This window comes from Floridaenema aerugineum BLCC-F46 (genome assembly GCF_041929345.1).
Taxonomy (GTDB): Bacteria; Cyanobacteriota; Cyanobacteriia; order Cyanobacteriales; family Aerosakkonemataceae; genus Floridanema; species Floridanema aerugineum.
The window spans coordinates 1-22,489 of the sequence record NZ_JBHFNQ010000111.1 but is presented as its reverse complement, the minus strand read 5'-3'; the positions used below and the strand labels follow the sequence as shown (position 1 = coordinate 22,489).

36 protein-coding genes are annotated in these 22,489 nt (G+C 44.3%); 5 read left to right on the top strand and 31 right to left on the bottom strand.

Annotated elements, in window-relative coordinates; translation table 11 throughout:
• Positions 1–145 precede the first annotated feature (145 nt).
• The 31 genes from prfA to rplC all read right to left on the bottom strand — a co-directional run bounded on the left by prfA (position 146) and on the right by rplC (position 18,055).
• Positions 146–1,240 (bottom strand): peptide chain release factor 1, encoded by a 1,095-nt coding sequence (gene prfA / locus ACE1CC_RS14775; protein ID WP_413271193.1) that lies wholly within the window; start codon positions 1,238–1,240, stop codon positions 146–148.
• Between the two features lie 105 nt (positions 1,241–1,345).
• Entirely contained in the window at positions 1,346–1,606 is a 261-nt protein-coding gene (gene rpmE / locus ACE1CC_RS14770) for a 50S ribosomal protein L31 (RefSeq protein WP_413271192.1), read from the bottom strand.
• A 113-nt stretch (positions 1,607–1,719) separates the two neighbouring features.
• Positions 1,720–2,151, bottom strand: coding sequence for a 30S ribosomal protein S9 (rpsI, locus tag ACE1CC_RS14765; protein WP_413271191.1), 432 nt, complete (start codon positions 2,149–2,151; stop codon positions 1,720–1,722).
• On the bottom strand, positions 2,151–2,603 hold the full coding sequence (gene rplM, locus ACE1CC_RS14760) for a 50S ribosomal protein L13 (protein WP_413271190.1): 453 nt from the start codon (positions 2,601–2,603) through the stop codon (positions 2,151–2,153). The genes rpsI and rplM overlap by 1 nt, the downstream gene beginning before the upstream one ends.
• Positions 2,604–2,750: 147 nt before the next feature.
• Positions 2,751–3,605 carry a tRNA pseudouridine(38-40) synthase TruA gene (gene truA / locus ACE1CC_RS14755; RefSeq protein ID WP_413271189.1) on the bottom strand — a complete coding sequence of 285 codons (855 nt, stop codon included), beginning with the start codon at positions 3,603–3,605 and terminating at the stop codon, positions 2,751–2,753.
• Between the two features lie 35 nt (positions 3,606–3,640).
• Positions 3,641–3,991 (bottom strand): 50S ribosomal protein L17, encoded by a 351-nt coding sequence (rplQ, locus tag ACE1CC_RS14750; RefSeq protein WP_413271188.1) that lies wholly within the window; start codon positions 3,989–3,991, stop codon positions 3,641–3,643.
• A gap of 109 nt (positions 3,992–4,100) precedes the next feature.
• Positions 4,101–5,051: a DNA-directed RNA polymerase subunit alpha gene (locus ACE1CC_RS14745; protein ID WP_413271187.1), complete on the bottom strand. Its 951-nt coding sequence runs from the start codon at positions 5,049–5,051 to the stop codon at positions 4,101–4,103.
• 170 nt (positions 5,052–5,221) lie between these two features.
• Positions 5,222–5,620, bottom strand: coding sequence for a 30S ribosomal protein S11 (gene rpsK / locus ACE1CC_RS14740; protein WP_413271186.1), 399 nt, complete (start codon positions 5,618–5,620; stop codon positions 5,222–5,224).
• 79 nt (positions 5,621–5,699) lie between these two features.
• A complete protein-coding gene (gene rpsM, locus ACE1CC_RS14735) occupies positions 5,700–6,083 on the bottom strand; it encodes a 30S ribosomal protein S13 (protein ID WP_413271185.1) in 384 nt (127 codons plus the stop codon).
• A 79-nt stretch (positions 6,084–6,162) separates the two neighbouring features.
• Entirely contained in the window at positions 6,163–6,276 is a 114-nt protein-coding gene (gene rpmJ, locus ACE1CC_RS14730) for a 50S ribosomal protein L36 (protein WP_071782548.1), read from the bottom strand.
• A gap of 121 nt (positions 6,277–6,397) precedes the next feature.
• Positions 6,398–6,622, bottom strand: coding sequence for a translation initiation factor IF-1 (infA, locus tag ACE1CC_RS14725; RefSeq protein ID WP_006276978.1), 225 nt, complete (start codon positions 6,620–6,622; stop codon positions 6,398–6,400).
• A gap of 192 nt (positions 6,623–6,814) precedes the next feature.
• Positions 6,815–7,384 carry an adenylate kinase gene (locus ACE1CC_RS14720; RefSeq protein ID WP_413271196.1) on the bottom strand — a complete coding sequence of 190 codons (570 nt, stop codon included), beginning with the start codon at positions 7,382–7,384 and terminating at the stop codon, positions 6,815–6,817.
• 5 nt (positions 7,385–7,389) lie between these two features.
• A complete protein-coding gene (secY, locus tag ACE1CC_RS14715; RefSeq protein WP_413271195.1) occupies positions 7,390–8,694 on the bottom strand; it encodes a preprotein translocase subunit SecY in 1,305 nt (434 codons plus the stop codon).
• 96 nt (positions 8,695–8,790) lie between these two features.
• Positions 8,791–9,249 carry a 50S ribosomal protein L15 gene (gene rplO, locus ACE1CC_RS14710; RefSeq protein ID WP_413271184.1) on the bottom strand — a complete coding sequence of 153 codons (459 nt, stop codon included), beginning with the start codon at positions 9,247–9,249 and terminating at the stop codon, positions 8,791–8,793.
• Positions 9,250–9,360: 111 nt separating this feature from the next.
• Positions 9,361–9,897: a 30S ribosomal protein S5 gene (gene rpsE / locus ACE1CC_RS14705; protein WP_413268252.1), complete on the bottom strand. Its 537-nt coding sequence runs from the start codon at positions 9,895–9,897 to the stop codon at positions 9,361–9,363.
• 98 nt (positions 9,898–9,995) lie between these two features.
• Entirely contained in the window at positions 9,996–10,358 is a 363-nt protein-coding gene (gene rplR / locus ACE1CC_RS14700) for a 50S ribosomal protein L18 (protein ID WP_413271183.1), read from the bottom strand.
• On the bottom strand, positions 10,355–10,903 hold the full coding sequence (gene rplF / locus ACE1CC_RS14695; protein ID WP_413271182.1) for a 50S ribosomal protein L6: 549 nt from the start codon (positions 10,901–10,903) through the stop codon (positions 10,355–10,357). Before rplF ends, rplR begins: the two co-directional genes overlap by 4 nt.
• Before the next feature lie 139 nt (positions 10,904–11,042).
• Positions 11,043–11,444 (bottom strand): 30S ribosomal protein S8, encoded by a 402-nt coding sequence (rpsH, locus tag ACE1CC_RS14690; RefSeq protein WP_413271181.1) that lies wholly within the window; start codon positions 11,442–11,444, stop codon positions 11,043–11,045.
• A 10-nt stretch (positions 11,445–11,454) separates the two neighbouring features.
• Positions 11,455–12,000: a 50S ribosomal protein L5 gene (gene rplE, locus ACE1CC_RS14685; protein ID WP_413271180.1), complete on the bottom strand. Its 546-nt coding sequence runs from the start codon at positions 11,998–12,000 to the stop codon at positions 11,455–11,457.
• 129 nt (positions 12,001–12,129) lie between these two features.
• The gene (rplX, locus tag ACE1CC_RS14680; RefSeq protein ID WP_413271179.1) at positions 12,130–12,483 is read right to left on the bottom strand and encodes a 50S ribosomal protein L24; all 354 of its coding nucleotides are present in this window, start codon (positions 12,481–12,483) and stop codon (positions 12,130–12,132) included.
• Positions 12,483–12,851 (bottom strand): 50S ribosomal protein L14, encoded by a 369-nt coding sequence (rplN, locus tag ACE1CC_RS14675; protein ID WP_413271178.1) that lies wholly within the window; start codon positions 12,849–12,851, stop codon positions 12,483–12,485. Before rplN ends, rplX begins: the two co-directional genes overlap by 1 nt.
• Positions 12,852–12,915: 64 nt before the next feature.
• Entirely contained in the window at positions 12,916–13,161 is a 246-nt protein-coding gene (rpsQ, locus tag ACE1CC_RS14670; protein ID WP_413271177.1) for a 30S ribosomal protein S17, read from the bottom strand.
• 6 nt (positions 13,162–13,167) lie between these two features.
• Complete coding sequence (gene rpmC, locus ACE1CC_RS14665) at positions 13,168–13,401, bottom strand: 50S ribosomal protein L29 (protein ID WP_413271176.1); 234 nt, start codon at positions 13,399–13,401, stop codon at positions 13,168–13,170.
• A 1-nt stretch (position 13,402) separates the two neighbouring features.
• Positions 13,403–13,822 (bottom strand): 50S ribosomal protein L16, encoded by a 420-nt coding sequence (gene rplP / locus ACE1CC_RS14660; RefSeq protein ID WP_413271175.1) that lies wholly within the window; start codon positions 13,820–13,822, stop codon positions 13,403–13,405.
• Positions 13,823–13,827: 5 nt separating this feature from the next.
• Positions 13,828–14,574: a 30S ribosomal protein S3 gene (gene rpsC / locus ACE1CC_RS14655; protein ID WP_413271174.1), complete on the bottom strand. Its 747-nt coding sequence runs from the start codon at positions 14,572–14,574 to the stop codon at positions 13,828–13,830.
• Positions 14,575–14,671: 97 nt separating this feature from the next.
• Positions 14,672–15,022 (bottom strand): 50S ribosomal protein L22, encoded by a 351-nt coding sequence (rplV, locus tag ACE1CC_RS14650; RefSeq protein ID WP_413271173.1) that lies wholly within the window; start codon positions 15,020–15,022, stop codon positions 14,672–14,674.
• Positions 15,023–15,116: 94 nt separating this feature from the next.
• Positions 15,117–15,395 carry a 30S ribosomal protein S19 gene (rpsS, locus tag ACE1CC_RS14645; RefSeq protein ID WP_413271172.1) on the bottom strand — a complete coding sequence of 93 codons (279 nt, stop codon included), beginning with the start codon at positions 15,393–15,395 and terminating at the stop codon, positions 15,117–15,119.
• A gap of 85 nt (positions 15,396–15,480) precedes the next feature.
• The gene (gene rplB, locus ACE1CC_RS14640) at positions 15,481–16,344 is read right to left on the bottom strand and encodes a 50S ribosomal protein L2 (protein ID WP_413271171.1); all 864 of its coding nucleotides are present in this window, start codon (positions 16,342–16,344) and stop codon (positions 15,481–15,483) included.
• Between the two features lie 52 nt (positions 16,345–16,396).
• Entirely contained in the window at positions 16,397–16,711 is a 315-nt protein-coding gene (locus ACE1CC_RS14635) for a 50S ribosomal protein L23 (protein ID WP_413271170.1), read from the bottom strand.
• Positions 16,704–17,336 carry a 50S ribosomal protein L4 gene (gene rplD, locus ACE1CC_RS14630; protein WP_413271169.1) on the bottom strand — a complete coding sequence of 211 codons (633 nt, stop codon included), beginning with the start codon at positions 17,334–17,336 and terminating at the stop codon, positions 16,704–16,706. Before rplD ends, ACE1CC_RS14635 begins: the two co-directional genes overlap by 8 nt.
• 83 nt (positions 17,337–17,419) lie before the next feature.
• Positions 17,420–18,055, bottom strand: coding sequence for a 50S ribosomal protein L3 (gene rplC, locus ACE1CC_RS14625; protein WP_413271168.1), 636 nt, complete (start codon positions 18,053–18,055; stop codon positions 17,420–17,422).
• Positions 18,056–18,874: 819 nt separating this feature from the next.
• On the opposite strand from rplC, the gene ndhN reads away from it, so the two are divergent.
• The 5 genes from ndhN to ACE1CC_RS14600 all read left to right on the top strand — a co-directional run bounded on the left by ndhN (position 18,875) and on the right by ACE1CC_RS14600 (position 22,273).
• Positions 18,875–19,351 carry an NAD(P)H-quinone oxidoreductase subunit N gene (ndhN, locus tag ACE1CC_RS14620; protein ID WP_413271167.1) on the top strand — a complete coding sequence of 159 codons (477 nt, stop codon included), beginning with the start codon at positions 18,875–18,877 and terminating at the stop codon, positions 19,349–19,351.
• 241 nt (positions 19,352–19,592) lie between these two features.
• Positions 19,593–20,198 carry a vWA domain-containing protein gene (locus tag ACE1CC_RS14615; protein WP_413271166.1) on the top strand — a complete coding sequence of 202 codons (606 nt, stop codon included), beginning with the start codon at positions 19,593–19,595 and terminating at the stop codon, positions 20,196–20,198.
• A gap of 60 nt (positions 20,199–20,258) precedes the next feature.
• The gene (locus tag ACE1CC_RS14610; RefSeq protein WP_413271165.1) at positions 20,259–20,714 is read left to right on the top strand and encodes a salt stress protein, Slr1339 family; all 456 of its coding nucleotides are present in this window, start codon (positions 20,259–20,261) and stop codon (positions 20,712–20,714) included.
• Positions 20,715–20,908: 194 nt separating this feature from the next.
• Positions 20,909–21,514, top strand: a complete 606-nt coding sequence (locus tag ACE1CC_RS14605) for a vWA domain-containing protein (RefSeq protein WP_413271164.1) — start codon at positions 20,909–20,911, stop codon at positions 21,512–21,514.
• Between the two features lie 153 nt (positions 21,515–21,667).
• Entirely contained in the window at positions 21,668–22,273 is a 606-nt protein-coding gene (locus tag ACE1CC_RS14600) for a vWA domain-containing protein (RefSeq protein WP_413271194.1), read from the top strand.
• The last annotated feature ends 216 nt before the right edge of the window (positions 22,274–22,489 follow it).

Genomic DNA, 22,489 nt, shown 5'->3' with positions numbered 1-22,489 from the left:
AATTTTACAAACGGATGGAACAGCCGTTTCTGCTAGCGGAGGGGAGGTAAGTCCAAAGGGCGGTCGCAAGTCCGTTCTTTGGCACTCCCCTATGAAGTTAGAAGCCCCAACTATACCGTAGGTTAGTTGGGGTAGTTCACTTTCCTTATGAACTAGCAGCGGTTAGTTCTGCTAACCGCTGCTGCTGATCTTGAGAAATACAAGCTTGAATTGTGTCTTCGATATCCCCTTCCAGAAAGCTGTTCAGGGAAAAGTTTTGGTTCAGGCGATGGTCAGTCACCCGGTTATCTTTGTAATTGTAGGTGCGAATTTTTTCCGATCGAGAACCAGTACCAACCTGCTTCAAGCGCATCGAAGATACTTCCTCTTGCTGTTTCCGCAGTTCCATTTCATAAAGCCGAGCCCGCAAAATTTGCATCGCCCGTTCTTTGTTTTGTAGCTGGCTACGTTCTTGAGTACAAAAAATGCGAATTCCTGTAGGCTTGTGAAACAAGTCAACCGCTGTTTCCACCTTGTTCACGTTTTGTCCACCAGCACCACCAGACCTCGCTGTAGTCAGTTCAATATCCTTCGGATCGATATGTACTTCCACATCATCCACTTCTGGCATTACCGCAACGGTAGCCGTAGAAGTGTGAACTCTACCACCAGCTTCAGTTACAGGTACTCTTTGGACTCGGTGAACTCCCGCTTCAAATTTCAGCTTACTGTAAACTTGATCGCCCTGAATTTCCAAAACGACTTCTTTAAAACCGCCCATTTCCGCCAAGGACTCACTGAGCATTTTTACTTGCCAGCCTTGACCTTCCGCGTAGCGCGAATACATCCGCAACAAGTCGCCAGCCCAAATACTAGCTTCATCGCCTCCTGTTCCCGCCCGAATTTCTAACATGATGTTTTTGTCATCGTTAGGATCGCGGGGAAGAAGCAGGATTGTTAGTCTTGTTTCCAGTTGTTCTATTTTCTCTTCTAGTTCTTTTACTTCCAAAGCGGCGATTTCTTGTAATTCTGCATCGCCGTTGGCTTCTTTAAGAACTTGTTTAGCACCGACTAACTCTTCTTGAGCAGTTTTCCACTCTTCATAAGTGTTCACCACTTCTTCCAAAGAAGAACGGGCTTTAGCCACTTTTTGATATTCTGTAGGATCGATCGCTACATCGGGATCTGCCAGTCGTCGGTTTAGTTCGTTGAAAGTTTGTTCAACAGAGTTAAGTTTATCGAGCAGGTAAGTTTCAGCCATAGTCAGTTGCCAGTTGTTGTCAGTTGTTAGTGAATTAAAAGTTAAAGGTAGGTTGTTAGTAGGTAAGGCTACAAACAACGGACTACCGACAATATGACTAGCCTGCTACTTTTTCTTTTTGCCACCGCCTCTCTGAGGTTGTGCTTGTCCTTCTTCGCCTTCCAACATTCCATATTTGCGGCGGAAGCGTTCGACTCGTCCTTCGGTGTCGATAATCTTTTGTGTACCAGTGTAGTAAGGATGGTTCCCTGACCAAACATCAACGTGAAGTTCTGGTTTGGTAGAACCAACGGTCATAACTACTTGACCGTTACAGTAAACTTTTGCTTCTGGATACCATTTGGGGTGAATATCTGGTTTTGCCATTTTGCTTTTTCCTCAAGATCTTGTGTTCACAGGGTTTTTGTTATTTGTCATAAGTCATAAGTCATTTGTTAACCCATTCACCAATGACCAATGACCAATGACCAATAACTATTTTAACGTTTGGAGTACTGAGGTGCTTTGCGAGCTTTGTGTAAACCGTATTTCTTCCGTTCTTTGGCTCTGGGATCGCGGGTGAGATACCCTTCGGTTTTTAAGGGTTTACGGTTGTCTGGGTCTAGTTGACAGAGTGCTCTAGCTACGCCTAAACGGATAGCATCTGCTTGTCCTGCGACTCCACCACCTTCAGCTTTAACGATGACATCGTAATCGTTTTCTAGTCCCAAGGTTTCTAATGGTGCTTTAGCGACGATCAGGAAAGCTGGGTTGAATTGGAGATATAAGTCTCCGGGTTTGCCGTTGATGGTCATTTGACCGCTTCCGGGTACTAGACGGACTCTGGCGATCGCAGATTTCCGCCGACCTGTTCCCCAGTACATGACGCGATCGTTGGTGACGGTGCGATCGCTTTGTTCTATTGCCTGCATTATCCTTCTCCTCCGGGAATAGTATTAATTTTAACTTCTTGGGGTTTTTGTGCTTTGTGGGGGTGGTCAGGGCCAGAATAAACTTTTAGTTTGGTAAATAAGCTTCTACCTAAAGAGTTTTTCGGCAACATTCCCTTAACAGCTTGTTCGATAATTCTCTCAGGAATACGTTGTTGTAGTTGGGCAAAAGTTTCGGTTTTCATCCCACCTGGTCTACCGGAGTGGCGGTGGTAAGTTTTTTGGCTGCGTTTTTTGCCTGTAACTTGGACTTTTTCGGCGTTTACCACAACTACAAAGCCACCTGTATCTAGGTGTGGGGTATATTGTGGGAGATTTTTGCCTCTGAGAATTACAGCAATTTCACTTGCTAGTCTTCCCAGACGTTGGTCAGCGGCATCGATCACAAACCAGGGACGATCGGCATTTTGTGGAGGTAAGTAGGTTTTGTTCATCTTTCTTATGATTGACCTGGGAAATTTTAGATTTTAGATTTTAGATTTTTAGATTTTTAGATTTGGGATTTTTAGATTGCTGAATCTAATTTGAGATGAAAATAGTTGTTTCAATTAATCACAAATCGAAAATCGGAAATCGAAAATCTAAAATTGAGATGTTGGTTGCGAGAATGTAAATTTAGGTTGGTTATCAAACCAAACTTCTGGGGGAAAGGGAAATTCGGGATAGCCAACGCGCAGCAAACACAGTCCGTTAGCGGGTGCTGCATATTTCACTTCGTCGCGACGTTGGTTGACCCAAAGTTTGGTAAATTCTTCTGGCGAAGTCTCTCCTTTACCCACCTGCACTAGCAGTCCCACCAGTAGCCGCACCATGCCATACAAAAAGCCATTAGCTTGAATTTCGATATGGATGAATGCGCCTTCGCAAACGCATTTTGCCGCTTGAACTTCTACCCAAGAGTGAGCGCGACCGGAGTTAGAACGATGGAAAGCTGTCAAATCATGCTTCCCAATCATGGGATCGAGGGCGGCTTGCATCTTGGTTGAGTCTAGTGGCGCATAATAATAATGCCAAGCAAAGGGTCTAACAAACAAGTTTGGTTGGCTATCTGTATATATGGTGTACCGATAACGTCGCCAAAGGGCTGAAAAGCGAGCGTGCCATCTAGAATCTACTTGGGCTGATGCCAGTACTAATATATCTTTAGGCAGTTGAGTATTGAGAACTGTCGCCCATTTTTCAGGAGGGATCGAACCTGTAGTTTCAAAGTGAGCTACTTGAGCAGCTGCGTGGACACCAGCATCGGTTCTTCCCGCACCGTAAAGGGTGACTGGTCGATTTTCGATGCAAGCGAGTACTTTTTCGATCTCTTCTTGTACCGTGCGCTGTCCTTTTTGTCTTTGCCAACCGTGAAAATGAGTGCCAAGGTATTGAATCACCAAGGCAACTCGCCGTGATGATTTGAGATTTTCGATTTCCGATTCTGGATTAGTCATAGTCAATCTCAAATCTCAAAAATCCTGGCATCGGCTTACACTAGCTCAATAATTGCCATTTCTGCGTTGTCGCCGCGACGGCTAACAGTCCGCAGAATGCGAGTATAGCCACCTTTACGATCGCTGTACCGTTGTCCGACTTGTTCAAATAAGGCGTGAACTAACTGTTTATCGTAAAGATAGCCCATTGCTTGGCGACGGGCAGATAAGGAACCATCTTTGGCTAAGGTGATAATCCGATCGGCTTGGGATCGAATAGCTTTAGCTCTAGGAACTGTAGTTTCAATCCGACCATGACGTAATAATTGGGTTGTCAGCGCTCTTAACAGCGCTTTTCGCTGGTCAGCTGGTTTACTTAGTTGTGGGATACGACGACCGTGACGCATAAGTTTTCCTTGTTTACCTTGAAAAAGTTTTGAGTTTTGAGTTTTGAATTTTGAGTTTTGAATTTAATTAATAACTTAAAACTCATAACTCATCACTTAAAACTATTTATTAAGCGTTAGGTTTGGCAGATTTCTCTTTCGGCAAAGTGATCCCCAAGCGTTTTTGTAAAGCTTCGATCACTTCTTCGGCTGATTTCTGACCAAAGTTTTTGATTTCCAGTAAATCTTCCTGGGTGTAATCCAGTAGGTCTGCTACTGAGTTAATTTGTGCCCGTTTTAAACAGTTATATGCCCGAACTGAGAGGTGCAATTCTTCGATCGGAATTTGGCTGGTCGGGTCTTGTTCGTCTGATGGTTCGGGTCCGATCGCATGAGTGCTAATATCAGTTAGCGGCTGGAATAAATCCACTAACAGATTCGCCGCTTGCGATAATGCTTCTTGAGGACTAATGCTGCCATTCGTCCAAATTTCCATCAGCAGACGGTCTTTTTCTTGAGAACCGTCAGCCCGCACTTCTTCAACGCTGTAGTTTACCTTACGAACTGGCATAAATACTGCGTCAATTTGGAGGAAATCCAAAGCGGCGGATTCATCATGTCCTCGGTCTACGGAACGATAACCCTTTCCGGTTTCCATCCGAAATTCAATTTCTAATTTGGCTCCTGGTGACAGTGTTGCGACATATTGACTGGGGTCTACTACCTCTACTTCCGAAGGTAAGTCAAATTGGGATGCAATCACTGTTCCGGGGCTTGTTGCCACTAGACGACCAATTTGCGGGCCTGAAGCGTGACTTTTGAAGACTATTTCTTTCATGTTTAAAAGAATCTCCAGCACGTCTTCCCGCACTCCTGGAATTGTGGCAAACTCGTGATTAACTCCGGCGATGCGGACGGCAGTGACTGCTGTTCCTGGTAAATTGGACAGTAGTACGCGCCTTAATGCGTTGCCCACAGTGGTTCCTTGACCTCTTTCCAGTGGCTCTAGGACAAATTTGCTGTATTGACCCCGATTTTTCTCAATGTTAGACTCGACACATTCAATGTGAAACTGCGCCACTTCGTCTCCCCCGTTCTTCCTAGATCCGTTGGCAGGCGGATAAAAGCTGCCTACCCTATTTGCTTTTAGCTGAATTGTCCAGATGCTTACAAGAGCAAAATACTCACCTTTTTTAATGGTGAGAAGACTCGTATTCCTTGAGTACACACTCTGGGAAAACAGTCCCTTGTCTACACGCGGCGACGTTTGGGTGGGCGACAGCCGTTGTGAGGAATGGGAGTAATATCTCGAATCAAGGTAATTTCTAATCCTGCGCCTTGAAGTGCTCTGATTGCGGTTTCCCGACCTGCACCAGGTCCACTCACCATGACTTCGATTTGCCGCATTCCTTGATCGATCGCCCGTCTCGCTGCACCTTCTGCCGCTGTTTGAGCCGCAAAGGGAGTACCTTTTTTCGCTCCCTTAAAGCCACTCGATCCTGCGGAAGCCCAAGAGATCACGTCGCCATTCTGATCGCTAATGGTGACGATCGTGTTGTTAAAAGTTGACTGAATGTAAGCTACACCATTGGGTACATTGCGTTTTTGCTTTTTCGTCCCTGGTTTTCTTGCTGTTTGTTGTCGCGCCATATCGCTCTATCGCTGGGTTTTAACTTAACTTGTTGGTTGTAATATTCTGGGATTCTGTATCGGGTTACTACCCAAAGTCTTACTTCTTAGCTGGTGCTTTCTTCTTACCTGCCACAGTTAAACGTCTACCGCGACGAGTCCGAGCGTTGGTACGAGTTCTTTGTCCCCGCACTGGTAATCCGCTACGATGACGACGACCGCGATAACTAGCAATGTCAATCAGGCGCTTGATGTTCATTGCTTCCCAGCGCCTGAGATCTCCTTCTACTTGGTAGTTACTTTCTACTGAAGCTCTCAGTGCTGCGACTTCAGCATCACTAAGGTCTTTAACGCGAGTGTCGGGATTAATTTTGGTCTCGGCGAGAATTTCTTTAGACCTAGTTAACCCGATTCCATAAATGTAGGTCAGACCGATTTCTACCCGCTTGTCACGCGGAAGGTCTACCCCGGCAATTCTAGCCACGCTTGCTTCCCCCTAATCTTTGATGGTTGCTACAAAAGTTTTCTAGAACTAAAATGCTCTTAAATAGATCCTGCTTTAATTAACCTTGGCGTTGTTTGTGCTTCGGATTGGAGCAGATGACCATAACTCTACCGCGTCTACGGATCACGCGGCATTTTTCACAGATTTTCCGAACTGATGCTCTAACTTTCATGCCTTTTTTGGCTTCGACTACAAACTAAATATTATATCATTTCCTATTTTATTTGTCAGTCTAGTAACGTCTAAGTTAGAGTTAACTGATTACTGACTTAGAGGCTTTGATCAATTTATTCTTACTTTTTCCGTAAGCGATAAGTAATCCGACCTTTGGTTAAGTCGTAGGGAGTTAGCTCTACTTTGACGCGATCGCCTGGTAAGATTTTGATGTAATTACGGCGAATCTTCCCGGAAATATGGGCTAAAACATTAAACCCATTATCCAGGTCTACCCTGAACATGGCATTAGGTAATGATTCAGTTACGGTTCCTTCCATCTCAATTAAGTCTTGTTTAGACAATTGTTTTTTTCCTCAACTCGACAATATTATTATGATTTGAAACTGCGACCAGATGATTTTTCTAGGGCGACACAGGACGAACCTAGAACATTTTAACATAACGTAGCAAATTTGCTGGTTTTCACCTGACGGTACCAGGGAGAGATTTTTGAATGGGTTGGTTGAGAACCCATTCAATTTATCAGGGAAAAATCATGGCGTTGAGCAATCTAAATCGACAGCTTTTTTCAAAGAAGCTGTAACTTCTTCCATCGATTGATTACCTTGAATAGAGACGAGTAGGTGACGCTCGTTATAGTAATCAATCAAGGGTGCGGTTTGGGAGCGATAAACTTCCAAACGACGACGAATTACTTCTTCGGTATCATCTTTTCTACCGCGTTTGAGCAACCGATCGACGATGATTTGATCTGGGACTTCTAGGTTGATTACGCGATCGCAATGTTGCTGTAATTTCTCCAGCAGTTCATCCAAAAACTTAGCTTGAGCCACATTGCGAGGAAACCCATCTAAGATCCAACCTGACTGAGCATCAGCTTCAGATAATCTATGGAGTACCATATCCAAAATCAGTTGGTCTGGAACAAGTTCGCCCTTTTCTTGATATGACTTAGCTTGGATGCCTAAATCAGTACCTTGAGCCACCTCATTGCGTAAAATTTCCCCAGTAGAAATATGGGGAATATGACATAACTCAGCCACCTTTTGGGCTTGAGTTCCCTTACCTGCCCCAGGCGCTCCCAGAAAAATCAATCGCGTCACTGCCACTACTCTTTCACCATTCCTTCATATCGTTGAGAAATTACATAAGTCTGGATTTGTTTTGACGTATCGATCGCCACACCAACCAGAATCAACAGAGAAGTTGCGCCCAACCCTCTAAAAGTTCCCACAGTAGCACTTTCCACTGCTGTAGGTACAATTGCCACCACACCCAAGAAAACTGCACCCAAAAAAGTCAAGCGGTTGAGAACTCTTTCCACATATTCGCTAGTAGCTTTACCAGGGCGAATACCGGGAATACTAGAACCCATTTTCTTGAGGTTTTGTGCCAAATCTACTGGGTTGACAATCAACGAAGAGTAGAAATAGCTGAAGAAAAGAATCAACACCAAATAAGTAATCACATAAACTGGACTACTAGGATTCAGATAAGTCGCTGCTATTCTATTTAAAGTTTCATTTTGGACAAAATTTGCCAAAGAAGCAGGTAAAAACAGGACAGCAGAGGCAAAGATAATTGGCATTACCCCGCCTTGATTCAAACGCAAAGGCAAGTAACTGCTTTTTTCTAAATACAACTTACGCCCGACTTGACGACGTGCAGAAATAATGGGAATCCGGCGACTACCTTCTTGGACAAAAACAATCCCGACAATCATTACCAGGAATACAACCAAGAGAATAATTACCTTACCGATAATTTCTCTACCGCCTGTCTGAGCCAAATCAATAGTAGCGGCAAAAGACTTTGGTACAACTGCCACAATATTTAGAAAAATCAGCAGAGAAGCGCCATTACCAAGTCCACGCTCTGTAATCAGTTCGGAAACCCACATCACAAACATAGAGCCTGCGGTGAGAGCGATGACGGTTTTGGCATAGAACCAAAATCCGGGATTCCCTCCTTCTGCAAATGGACTAACCCAAATAGAAATGCCAATACTTTGAATTACAGCCCATACCAGAGCTACATAGCGCGTCCACTGGGAAATCTTCCGGCGACCTGCTTCCCCTTCATTTTTCTGGAGATTTTCTAAAGAAGGAAGGGCGGCGGTGAGTAGCTGCAAGATAATCGAAGCATTAATGAAAGGCAGAATACCCAAGGCAAAAATACCCAAGGCAACGATACCGCCTCCAGAGAACAAATCCAACAAGCCAACTAAGGGGCTGTTTTGCACTTGCGCTCGAAATGCTTCGCGATTAATTCCTGGTACTGGTAAGAAAACGCCCAATCTTACCAAAATTAACAGTCCTAGAGTGACAAGCAGCCTACCGCGAAGTCCGGCTGCTTGGGCCATTTGAGCGAATGTCTCCTGAGCCGTGGGAGCTTTTTCTCGACTGATCATAATTTCCGGTTTACCTCGCTTGCGTTCACGGAGTGTGTGCGTAGCACGTATCGCGTAGCCTTTACTTAGCAAGTATCCTGGCAATAGCTAGGTCTTAGGTTAACCTCTGGTCTTCTCTACTACTTCACAGGTGCCACCTGCGGCTTCAATTTTGCTGCGGGCTCCAGCTGTAAAAGCTGCGGCTGTTACTCGCAAAGGTGTGCTTAACTCTCCATCTCCCAAGAGTTTCAGTGGCCCATTGTTAGCTGTGATAATACCAGCTTCCATGAGCGAATCCAGGGTTACTTCAGTATTAGCTGGGAGGGATGCCAGTTTGCTTACATTGATCGTAGTGTACTGGCGAGGATTAATTACCGTAAAGTGCTTTAACTTGGGTATCCGACGGTACAAGGGTTGTTGTCCACCTTCAAATCCGGGTCGAGTGCTGCCACCGGAACGAGCTTTTTGACCGCGCATCCCTTTACCAGCGCTAGCACCTTGTCCAGCAGAAACACCCCGACCTAGACGGCGGCGGCGTTTTTTTGAGCCTTCTTTAGGCAGAGCATCATTGAGTCTCATAGTCTTTTTTCCTTAGTTTTTTAGTCATTTGTCATTTGTTATTTGTCATTTGTCATTTGTAGAAATGAGATTGATTCTTTTATCCAATGACTAATGACTCATGACCAATAACTAACCGAAAATATTTTCTAGTGGGATTCCCCGGTCTTCAGCTACTTCGGTGAAGGTTCTCAAGGTTTCTAGGGCGTTAACGGTAGCTCTGGCGTTATTCAATGGGTTGCTAGAGCCGAGTTGTTTGGCTAGAATGTTGCGAACTCCGGCTAATTCCAATACGGTACGGACTGCGCCACCTGCGATTACCCCTGTACCAGGGGCGGCTGGACGCATCATAACTTTAGCTCCGCCGCCTTTGCCTTTGATGGGGTGAGGAATGGAATTAGACTTAGTGAGGGGAATATCAATTAAGTGTTTTTTCCCGTCAGCTACGCCTTTTCTCACTGCGCCGATTACGTCGCTAGCTTTACCAACGCCGACTCCGACTTGACCGCGTTCGTTGCCTACAACTACGATCGCACGGAAGCTAAGTTTTTTCCCACCCTTAACTACTTTGCTGACCCGACGGATTTGAATCACCCGTTCTTGCCAGGTAGTTTCTTTTTCTTTAGTGCGGCTGCCTTTTTTACCGCGACCTTTCTCTTTTTCTGCCATATTTTTTCCTTGATTGTTTGTTATTTGTCATTTGTCAGTTGTTATGTGTCATTTGTTTTTTCTTTCACAAATGACCAATGACCAATGACTAATGACAATTAAAAATCTAATCCAGCTTCACGGGCTGCATCAGCCAGAGCTTTAATCCGACCATGATACAGATTACCACCCCGGTCAAAGACGACTTTTTGAATGCCTTTTTCTAGAGAACGCTGGGCGATTAATTTACCTACTTCGGTGGAAGCTGCACAGGTAGATTTGGAGTCCAAACTTTCTCTTAAGGATGGCTCTACTGTAGAAGCAGCAACTAAGGTGTGATGTTGAGTATCGTCGATCACTTGAGCATAGATATGCTCGTGGGAACGAAATACTGCCAAACGGGGACGTTCTGGTGTTCCAAAAACCTTGCGACGAATCCGACGATGACGATTTTCTTTTGATTCTCTGCGAGTAAGCTTCATTTCTTCCCTGCCTTACCAGCTTTACCAGCTTTGCGTCTTACTACTTCTCCGGCATAGCGAATGCCTTTGCCTTTATAAACTTCTGGTGGGCGGACGGCACGAATTTTAGCTGCCAGATTACCCACTAGTTCTTTGTCGATGCCACTAACTGTGACGTTGACGTTACCTTCCACTGCCATTTGGATGCCTGGTGGTGGTTCGATTTTGACTTCGTGGCTGTAGCCGACAACTAAAACCAGGTTGCCAGCGTCTACTCTCGCCCGATAACCAACCCCTTGAATTTCTAAGCGGCGTTGGAATCCATTGGAAACACCTTCTACCATGTTGGCGACTAAGGTGCGAGATAATCCGTGTAGCTGACGGAGTGTACGGGAGTCGTTTTCCCGAACCACGTTTAAGGTTTCACCCTCTTGCTGGACGATGATTCCTTCGGGTAGGACTCTAGATAATTCTCCTTTTGGTCCTTTGACGGCAATTTTTTGGTCTTCAATTGCCACTGTTACCTTATTAGGTATGCTAATAGGACGCTTACCAATCCGAGACATGACAAATTTTTCCTCTGTTATTTATCACTTGTCATTTGTCTTATGTCATTTGTCATTTGTATGAGTTCTCTATAACTAGTCGGGAAAGCGAATCTTAGTTAACTAATAACTAATGACCAATGACTAATGACAAAGACTACTACCAGACATAGCAAAGTACCTCTCCACCTACATTTTGGCGGCGGGCTTCTCGATCGGTCATAATCCCACTAGAAGTAGAGATGATCGCAATGCCAATTCCACCCAAAACTCTCGGTAAGTCTTTACGATTTGAGTAAACTCGCAATCCTGGTTTACTAACTCTTTTAAGAGCAGTAATAATCGGTTGACGATTTTTTCCTTTATATTTCAAAGAGATTACGAGATGTTTTTGTACACCTTCGCCATCCTCAACAAACTCCCCAATGAAGCCTTCATCTTGTAGAACTTTAGCTATTGAGCGAGTCATTTTTGTTGCGGGAACCTTTGTGGTTTGATGCCGCGCTAAGTTTGCGTTGCGGATGCGCGTTAGCATATCTGCAATTGTGTCGTTTACCGCCATCTTTTCCTCCTTATTGATCGCGGAATGGCATCCCAAAAGCCTTGAGTAAGGCGCGGCCTTCTTCGTCGGTTTTGGCTGTGGTAATAATGGAGATGTCCATGCCACGAATTTGGTCGATTCTGTCGTATTCGATTTCGGGAAATATCAGTTGTTCTCTTACGCCTAAGCTGTAGTTACCACGACCATCGAAGCTTTTAGGGCTGATTCCGCGAAAGTCTCTAATCCGGGGTAATGCTAGGTTGATTAATCGATCGAGAAAAGCATACATTCGATCGCCCCGTAAAGTCACCATAATTCCCACTGGCATTCCTTCACGGATTTTAAAACCTGCGATCGCTTTTTTCGCTCTGGTGACTACTGGTTTTTGACCAGCGATTAAACCAATTTCAGTCAGCGAAGATTCCAAAGCTTTAGCATTACTAGCCGCTTCTCCTAAACCTCTGTTCAGGGTCACTTTAATGATCTTCGGTACCTGATGAATATTCGTGTAATTGAATTGTTCCTTCAGTTTAGGAACAACTGTTTCTTGATAAACCGTTTTTAGTCTTTGTGTCATTGGTTTTACCTGTTCTTCCTGGGCTTGGTCAGGAAATTTTTAATTTGGGATTTGGGATTTGGGATTTGGGATTTTTTAGATTCTCTGGGGATTTGTTTAGCACCCGACAATCGAAAATCGAAAATCATTTTATTTGTCGATTATTTCCCCTGTTTTCTTCAACTTACGCACTTTTTTACCAGCTTCATTAAAGGTATAGCAAATGCGACTAGCGACATTTTGCTTAGTGGAATAGTGCATGACATTAGAACTGTGAATAGGTGCTTCAAAAGTAATAATCCGACCTGATTCACCTTCTTGTTGGGGTTTAACGTGCTTAGTTCTGATGTTTACACCTTGAACAACTACCTGACTTTCTTCAGGTATTGCCCGCAGAATTTCTCCAACTTTGCCTTTATCTTTGCCGGAGATTACTTGTACGGTGTCACCTTTTTTTACGTGCAGTTTATAGCGCACTTTTTCGCCTTTTTTAGTTTGAGCCATTACAGCACCTCCGGGGCGAGGGAAACTATTTTGGTGTAGTTTTTGTCACGCAGTTCCCGGGCTACGGGGCCGAAAACGCGAGTGCCTTTGGGGTTGCCATCGGCGTTGATGATGACGGCGGCGTTATCGTCGAAACGAATGCTCATGCCGCTTTCGCGACGCAGAGCTTTTTTGGTACGCACGATGACTGCCCGCACTACGTCTGATTTTTTCACTGCCATGTTGGGGATTGCGTCTTTAACGACGGCGATAATCACATCACCCACATGACCATAGCGGCTGTTTCCGGCACCTAAAACCCGGATACACATTAATTGTTTGGCTCCGCTATTATCAGCAACATTGAGGTAGGTTTGGGGTTGAATCACGGTTTTACTCGCTTAATTTTGGTAATTGGTGATTAATTAGAAGGGTAATTTGTCACCGAATTACTTACTGTTTGGTGGTGAGAATTTCGGCAACTTCCCAGCGTTTGGTACGGCTTAAAGGACGAGTTTCCCGGATGCGAACGCGATCGCCCATCTGACACTTATTTTCCTCATCATGGGCTTTATATTTTTTGGTTCGCACCACGATTTTGCCGTATTTGGGGTGAGGGGAACGGTTTTCGATCGCCACCACCACCGTTTTTTGCATCTTGTTACTAACAACTAATCCGACTCTTTCTTTAACAGCCATTGCTCTCTACTCCTGTTCTGCTTCCGGTTTCCCTTGAGCAGCTGCTTTTTGACGTTCGCCTTCCACCATTAATAATTGAGCTAGACGATGTTTAGCGTGTTTAAACTGGTGTGACTTTTCCAACTTTTGAGTTGCTTTTTGTAAGCGCAACTTGAACAATTGTTGTTTAATTTCGAGTATTTCCTTGGCTAGTTCCGCGTCGGACAAGTCTCTGGCTTCAGAAATCTTTGATAAAGGCATCTTAAACCTGCTCCTGAGAACGCACGACAAATTTAGTTTTAATTGGCAACTTATTAGCAGCCAAACGCATAGCTTCACGAGCGGTTTCTTCGGGTACACCAGTGATTTCAAACATGATTCTTCCTGGCTTAACCACAGCTACCCAAAACTCAGGAGCACCTTTACCGGAACCCATCCGAGTTTCTGCGGGGCGCATCGTTACAGGTTTGTCTGGGAAAATCCGAATCCAGATTTTGCCACCCCGACGAATGTAGCGAGTCATCGCCCGACGACTGGCTTCTATTTGCCGAGAAGTGATCCAAGCGGGTTCTAGGGCTTGCAGACCGAAATCACCGAAGTTAAGGTCACTACCCCGATAAGCCAAACCTGTCATCCGCCCGCGTTGTTGTTTACGGAATTTTGTTCTTTTAGGACTTAACATACTCTTTATCCCTCATTAGAACGGTCTTCAAACTGCTGGCGGCGTTTGTTTGGTTGGCGACGGCGATTATTTCCTCCGGGAGCGGGAGCAGCTTCTACTCGTTCTTGTCCGGGGATAATTTCACCTTTGAAAACCCAGACTTTTACGCCCAAAATGCCATAAATGGTTTTAGCGGTCTGATATGCAAAATCGATATCTGCCCGTAAGGTATGCAAAGGTACGCGACCTTCTCTTGTCCATTCAGTTCGAGCGATTTCTGCGCCGTTTAAACGACCGCTAACTTGGACTTTAATCCCTTCGATTCCGGCTCTTTGAGCGCGTTGAATGGCTTGGCGAACTACTCTACGGAAGGAAACCCGTTTTTCTAGCTGTTGGGCGATGTATTCTGCGATTAAGTTAGCGTCAGCATCAACTTTTGTGACTTCCACAACGTTGACGCGGATTTGACGATTGTTGCCCAAGGCTTGTTGTAGTCCGAGTCGCAGGGTCTCAATTCCTGTACCGCCTCTTCCCACTACTACCCCTGGCCTAGCAGTACGAATTTCTAAATCGATTTGGTCGGCTTTCCGTTCGATTTTGACATCGGAAATGCCTGCTTTTTGTTCTTGATTGAGTTTCTTCTCAACATACCCGCGAATTTTGTGGTCTTCTTCTAAGATCTCCGGGTAACGAGATGGGTTAGCGAACCACCGAGAGCGGTGCTCTTGGGTGATGCCTAAACGAAAACCAACTGGATGAATTTTTTGTCCCACTGATACGTCCTCAACGTAATTTCAGATTTTAGATTTTAGATTTTAGATTTTGGGGTTTTGCGATCTGCAATCTAAATCTAAAAATCTTTCCTCCTAGTTATTGTTCTGCTTCAGCAACGGCAACTGTGATGTGACAAGTTGGCTTGCGAATTTGGTATGCACGTCCTTGCGCTCTAGGGCGGAACCGTTTTAAGCTAGGGCCACCATCAGCAAAAGCTGTGCTGACGACTAATTTTTGCGGGTCTAAGCCTGCGTTATGCTCGGCGTTGGCAACGGCGGAACGCAATACTTTGAGGACTGGTTCACAAGCTTTGTAGGGCATAAACTCCAGAATGATTAAAGCATCCCGATAGGAGCGCCCACGAATTTGATCGAGAACGCGACGTACTTTATACGGTGACATTCGTATGTAACGTGCGATCGCTTTTATTTCAGTGTTGTCAGCCATATTTTTCTCCACTTTTGTCATTCGTTATTTGTCACTCGTCCTTTTTTAATCTCTTGACCAATGACTGATGACCAATGACTAATGACAAAACAAATTATCGACGAGCTTTAACATCTTTTTTGGAATGCCCCTTAAAGGTGCGAGTTGGCGCAAATTCGCCTAATTTATGTCCCACCATCTGGTCAGAAATGTAAACTGGTACGTGCTGACGACCGTTGTGTACGGCGATGGTATGACCTACCATTTGCGGCAGGATGGTAGAAGCCCTAGACCAAGTTTTGATTACTTGTTTTTCTTTTCTTTCGTTTAGAGCTTCAATTTTGCTCATCAAATGATCGGCTACGAAAAGCCCTTTTTTTAATGATCGACCCATAGTTTCTGAGTTTTGAGTTTTAAGTTTTAAGTTTTGAGTTTTGAGTTTTGAGTTTTAATTTAATAACTCTTAACTCATAACTTTCTTAAGCATCCCGACCGCCACGACCGCGTTTAGACGATTTGCGGCGACGACGCACGATTAATTTGCTGCTGGGTTTTTTCGGTTTGCGAGTTTTTGCACCCAAGGTTGGTTTACCCCAAGGTGTAACTGGCCCACTTCTACCGATCGGTGCTCTACCCTCACCACCGCCATGTGGGTGGTCTACGGGGTTCATGACGCTACCTCTAACTTTGGGACGGCGGCCTTTCCATCGGTTCCGACCTGCTTTTCCGGTGCTGAGGTTTCTTGCGTCAATATTGCCTACTTGACCGATAGTGGCGTAGCATTCGCGGCGAATCATCCGAACTTCGCCTGATGGTAATTTCAGGGTGACGTAGTTCCCTTCTTTTGCTACGACTTGGGCGGTAGCGCCAGCGGCACGAACGATTTGAGCGCCTTTACCTGCTACTAGTTCGACGTTGTGAACGTTTGTACCCAAGGGAATGTTACCTAAAGGTAGTGCGTTACCGATTTCAAAGGGAGCATCTGGCCCGGAGATTATTTCCGTTCCCACTCCTAAACCGTTGGGATGAAGGATGTAACGCTTTTCGCCGTCTCTGTAGAACAGGAGAGCCAGCCGTGCATTACGGTTGGGGTCGTATTCTATTGCTGCTACTTTGGCTGGGATGTTGTGTTTGTCGCGGCGAAAGTCAACGATGCGGTAGAGGCGTTTGTGTCCACCACCACGACGACGACTGGTAATTACGCCGCGATTGTTGCGGCCTTTTGGCCGATGATTTGATACTGTTAGGGATTTCTCTGGTTCACTTTTGGTGATTTCGGAGAAATCGGAGATGGTACATTGTCGAGTACCGGGTGTGTATGGCCTAAAGGAACGGGTGCCCATTGTTTTGCGTCCTCAGTTCTGTGCTAAGAAGTTTTGCTCTCGTTTGGTGGGATTAAACTTCTGGGAACAGGGTTTGTCTAACTTTTTCTACGTCGTCGGGTGCTATGGTGACGATCGCTTTTTTATATCTCGCCTTAAACCCAGTAAATTTGCCGACTCGACGTTGTTTTCTCGGTGGCAAAATGGTGTTTACACTTACCACTTTGACATCAAATAAATTTTCGATCGCTGCCTTAATTTCTGGTTTACTCGCTTTGGGAGTAACTTCAAAAGTGTACTTATTCTGCTCCATGAGAATAGTTGCTTTTTCAGTCACGATCGGGCGATAAACAATATCGGCTAGATAGCGAGGATCAAACTCACTCACTGTAGACCTCCTGTATTTTTGCCAGAGCTTCCGGTGTGGTCACTAACTTATCTGCCCACAGTAAATCGTAGACATTCAAGCAATCTGCCAAAATCAATTTCAACTTGGCAATATTCCGGGCTGATAAGTAAAGGTTTTCGTCTTTTTCCGAAACAATCAACAAAACTTTTGCTTCTGGTTCTACACCCCAACGAGTAAGTGCCGTTACTAACTCTTTGGTCTTCGGTCGAGGAAATTTTTCGGCAAAACTTTCGATTACTATCAGATCCCCATCCCGGCTCATTAACGCTGTTCTCAGAGCTAACCTCCGTTCTTTGCGGTTCATGTTGATGTTAAATTCTCTGGGTTTTGGCCCGAAAATTACACCACCACCACGCCATAATGGAGAACGAATCGAACCTGCTCTAGCGCGTCCGGTTCCTTTTTGTCGCCAAGGTTTGCGACCGCCACCACTCACTTCCGATCGAGTTTTGGTGCTGACTGTTCCTTGCCGTGCATTGGTCATTTGCCTTACCAGTGCGCGGTGGACAATGTGAGAGGCATTCTCTTCTTTAGCAACTTTCAACTCTAAAGTTGCTTGCCCAACTTCTTGCCCTTCCCAGTTTTTTACTACACAGTTAACCATATTCTTTGTCCTTTGTTATTCGTCATTTGTCATTGGTTATTAGTGACTAATGACCAGTACGGGCGATTCATGAATCCCCCCTACTATTTGCCGACCTTTTTCTCTGGTGTAATACTGAGCAAAGCACCTGGTTTACCGGGCAATGCTCCCTTAATTAAAATCAAGTTGCGTTCGGCATCGACGCTAACTACTGTTAGTTTGCGAATGGTGACTCGCTCTCCGCCTAAACGTCCTGCCATCCGCTTACCCGGATAGACTCTTCCTGGTGTCGTACCAGCACCCGTAGAGCCTGGAAGCCTATGGTTTTTGGAACCGTGAGCCATTGGCCCCCGTTTAAAGTTGTGGCGTTTTTGATATCCGGCAAAGCCTTTACCAATGCTTGTGCCTACAACGTCCACGATTTGATCTGGGGCAAATATATCTACTTTAATTTCTTGACCCAGTTGATATTCACTGGGATTATCTAAGCGATACTCGCGCAGGTGACGCAAGGGCGCACTGTTAGATTTGGCTAAGTGTCCTTTTTCTGGCTTGTTGATTGCCTTGGAACTAGCTTCGCCAAATCCGAGTTGGATTGCAGTATAACCGTCTGTTTCTTTGGTCTTAATCTGCGTTACGGGGCATGGCCCGGCTTGAACTACGGTAACAGGAATGGCTTTTCCTGTTGCGTCAAAGATTTGGGTCATGCCTAATTTGGTGCCGAGGATTCCGATCGCCACAGTATGTGGTCTCTCCTTAATTTACGCGCTACAATTCCCCAGATTCCCTTTTGGAGAACCCGTTTTTCTGACTACACTCTTCTGGTTTCAGTTGAATGTAATTGAACTGTTTCCAGATGTTCGGTCTTTGAGATTAGATGGTTGTAACCTAAGCAAGATCGCACTCAGAACATTTTTGGACTTCCCAAAGTTTTACTTCTCGGAAGTCCGATTATTAGCGTCAACTTGCTATTTAAAGCTGTTTGGTAGGCCAAGCAATAGCCTGGTCATTTTTTGCTGGCACTCGGACTTAAGTAGGGACACGGCATCATTAACTTTATCCGTGTGTCCAAAATATTTATGATGCCGTTTCCCTACTCAGTATCCTTTTGTTTAGCCAGATAAAATAATGTGGCTTGTTGGTTTACTTGACAGTACCGCCCACCTTTGGGTTACTCTTTGGCTCAAGCTGTTGGTGTTCCGGCTGCCAAAGTTGACCGAGCGCATCTATCCGTTTGGCTCTATTCAAGTATTCTTGCCACTCTTGAGTGAGAGCAGAGTTACTGAAATTTTGACCACAATTGTTTACTATAGACCATATTTTAAGAATTGTCTAGATGATGGCAAAGATATTTTGCGGGACTGGGAATAACAGGCAAGATGCCTGTTCTACGGGACTGGGGAACAAAGTTGGGATTGGTAGCCTATTGTGCTTTTGCTATGGGAATGAAAAGTAAGTTCTATTTCTGGATTGGTTGATCAAAGACTAAAATTACTATATTTGTTTGAAGCTTCATGAAGCGATCGGGCAGTTAGCCACAGACGATAGAAGACGAATTTATGGCATTAATTACAACTGGTAGTCAACTGATTAAAGATTTGGAAAGTTCTGGGGCGCTAGCACTCTATGTGCCACTAGAAGGGGGTTTTGAGGGTCGTTACCAAAGGCGGATCAGGGCTGCGGGCTATACAAGCTTGAACATTTCTGCTAAGGGTTTAGGCGATCTGAGTGCTTACTTGACTGCAGTGCATGGGGTACGTCCGCCACATTTGGGTAAGAAAAGTTTGGGTTCTGGGGCGGCTGTGGGTTATGTTTACTATTTACCGCCACTGCTGAGTACTCAATTGGAAAATTTACCGCCTAAGTCTAAGGGACTGTTGTTGTGGATCATTGAGGGACAGATTTTGTCTCGTCAGGAGATTGAGTATTTAACGATGTTACCGAAGATGGAGCCGCGATTGAAGTTGGCGGTGGAGATGGGTGGCGATCGCTATTTCCGCTGGGAACCTTTAGCAACTACTTTAGCTGCTGCATAAAAGTAAGTAGTTGCGCTTTAGCGCTCTTATAGCGCTGAAGCGCAACTACGTACCAGAAGGAAGCTGCATAAAAGTACGTAGTTGCGCTTTAGCGCTCTTATAGCGCTGAAGCGCAACTACATACTAGAAGAAAGTAGGGGAGAGTTAAACTTTCCTCTGCTTTTTTAGCTTTTGGGTGAATGTTGATGTGGGTAAGGTTTTGATACCTTGGAATTAGCAATATTTAATGGAGATAGGATTTATGTTAGAAAATCGAGATTATACATTAATTATTGACAAAAGCGGTAGTATGGCGAGTAAAGATCAGCCTGGTGGGAAGAGTCGCTGGGCGGCGATGGAAGAGTCTACTATAGCGATCGCCAGTAAATGTGAAGAATTAGATCCTGATGGGCTGACGGTTTACGTATTTTCGGGAAAATTTAAGCGTTACGATAATGTGACTTCTAATAAAGTTAGTGATATTTTCCGGGAAAATGAACCTTCAGGAAGGACAGATTTAGCGGGTGTTTTACTGGATGCAACTAATGATTATTTTCGGCGGAAAGCTGCTAGACAAACTAAGCTGAATGGGGAAACAATTGTTGTAGTTACGGATGGAGAACCGGACGATCGCAAAGCTGTAATGCGAGTAATTATTGAAGCTTCACGCAAAATGGATAAAGATGAAGAGTTAGCGATTACTTTTATTCAAGTTGGGACCGATCAACAAGCCAGAACTTTCTTGAAAGTTTTAGATGATGAGTTGCAAGGTGCGGGAGCAAAATTTGACATTGTAGATACAGTTACTATTGATGATATGGAAGATATGACTCTGACGGAAGTGCTGTTGAATGCAATTGTTGATTAAGAGTTTTATGAGGGAAGATTCTGCAATTTAGTGGTTAGTAGTTATGAGGGCTAAGCAATTATGGAATCGATCGATGATATATTGGCTCAGTTAAAATCTGAGTATCAAGAGAAGGATAATCCAGGGCAAGGGAAAAAGCCACCTCCGGCGAAAAGGGAAAATGCGATCGAGCCGAAATTACCCAACTTACCACCGCCAACAAAATCAAGGCAAAAATCCTTTTCTCCTACTTCACCGGAAGATGCTTTACTGTCGCAAATGAAAGCGGAATTTGCCGAACAGGACAAAGCCGAAGAACTGAAAAGGCAAGAACAAATCAAAGAAGAGAAAATCAGACAGGAGAGAATCAAACAACAGCAAAGACAAGCGTTAACTAAAGAAGCAGAAGCTTGGTTGAAGAAGTTAAATCCGCGATCGGCTGAAGGTCTTTGGTTTGAAGAATTTGCCTATAGTTATTCATCAAAATTGGAAGCAGCAATTGATTACTTGCAAGCCTTGAAAGAAACTCAATCTTAATAGCTAGGTTTAAGCAGAGTTCTGGTAAATTTATATACTCTAGGATTGGGTTGAAAGTTTGGTATTGCAATTGCAGCTAAGAAATATTTACAAATTTTTTCTAGCTAAGTCAATTTCTTTTGAAGAAATTAGGATAGGCTAGATGAGGAACAAGAAAAGATTTTTCGATTAGTTTTGTATGGGCTGGAGGTTCTATGCTTGAAGAACGCGACTATACACTAATTATTGACAAAAGCGGTAGTATGTCTACCCCAGACCAACCGGGGAATAGAACTCGTTGGCAAGCTGCACAGGAGTCAACTTTAGCATTAGCGAGAAAATGCGAACAGTTCGATCCAGATGGGATTACGGTTTACTTATTTTCTGGTCGATTTAAGCGTTACGATAATGTAACATCTGATAAAGTTGCTCAAATTTTCCAAGAAAATGACCCATCTGGAACTACTGATTTGGCTGGGGTTTTAAAAAATGCTACTGATAGTTATTTACAGCGAAAAGCAGCGGGAGAAACTAAGCCAAATGGTGAGATAATTTTGGTAATTACCGATGGTGAACCAGACGATCGCAAAGCAGTAATGCGAGTAATTATTGAAGCATCGCGTCAAATAGACAGAGATGAAGAATTAGCAATTTCATTAATTCAGGTTGGCACAGATCAAACAGCAACTAAGTTTCTCAAGGTTTTAGATGATGAATTGCAAAATGCGGGAGCAAAGTTTGACATTGTTGATACAGTCACCTTAGATGATATGGAAGGTTTCACTCTGAGTGAAGTGCTGTTAAATGCGATTAATGATTAGGTAAAATTGGTAATGGATAATTGATAAAATTTTCTCTGATTGATTATCCATTACTTTTGGTTTGTCACTGGAAAATAAGAGTGATTAGTTACATTTTAGTAAGTGAAAAGTTTTCCTAGTCCCTAGTCCCTAGTCCCTAGTCCCAGAGAGGTTATTATGCAAGACCGAGATTATACATTAATAATTGACAAAAGTGGCAGTATGTCTACTCCCGATCAAGTGGGTGGAAGGAGTCGTTGGGAAGCTGCACAAGAATCTACTTTAGCATTGGCGAGAAAATGCGAACAATTTGACCCGGATGGGATTACGGTTTACTTATTTTCTAGTCGATTTAAGCGTTATGATAATGTGACTTCTAGTAAGGTTGAGCAAATTTTCCAAGAAAATGATCCGGCTGGTACAACTAATTTGGCTGGAGTTTTGGAGGATGCAGTTAAGCAATATTTTCAGCGCAAAGCTACTGGACAAACTAAGGCGGGTGGTGAAACAATTATAGTTGTTACTGATGGGGAACCGGACGATCGCAAAGGTGTAATGCGAGTAATTATCGAAGCATCGCGCCAAATGGATACAGATGAAGAGTTAGCAATTTCGATGATTCAAGTAGGTTCTGATGCTACTGCTAGTCGGTTTTTAAAAGCGTTGGATGATGACTTGCAAGGTGCTGGTGCTAAGTTCGATATTTGCGATACAGTGACAATGGATGATATGGCAGATATGACTTTAGCAGAAGTTTTGCTGAATGCAATTAATGATTAGTTGTTCGTATTAGCGACTTCAGTCGTATTAAGTAGGTGCAAATAAATAAAGTGATAATAGTTAGATGAGGATGGGGCGGGGGGGGTGGCCCCCCCCCACAAAGAAGGTTATCCTGTGGGGTGGGGCTCCAGCCCCCCCCCGCCCCAGCTAACTCTTTTCACATTATTTATTTTCACCTACGGTATAAGACTGAAGGCGCTCATACGGACAAAAAAA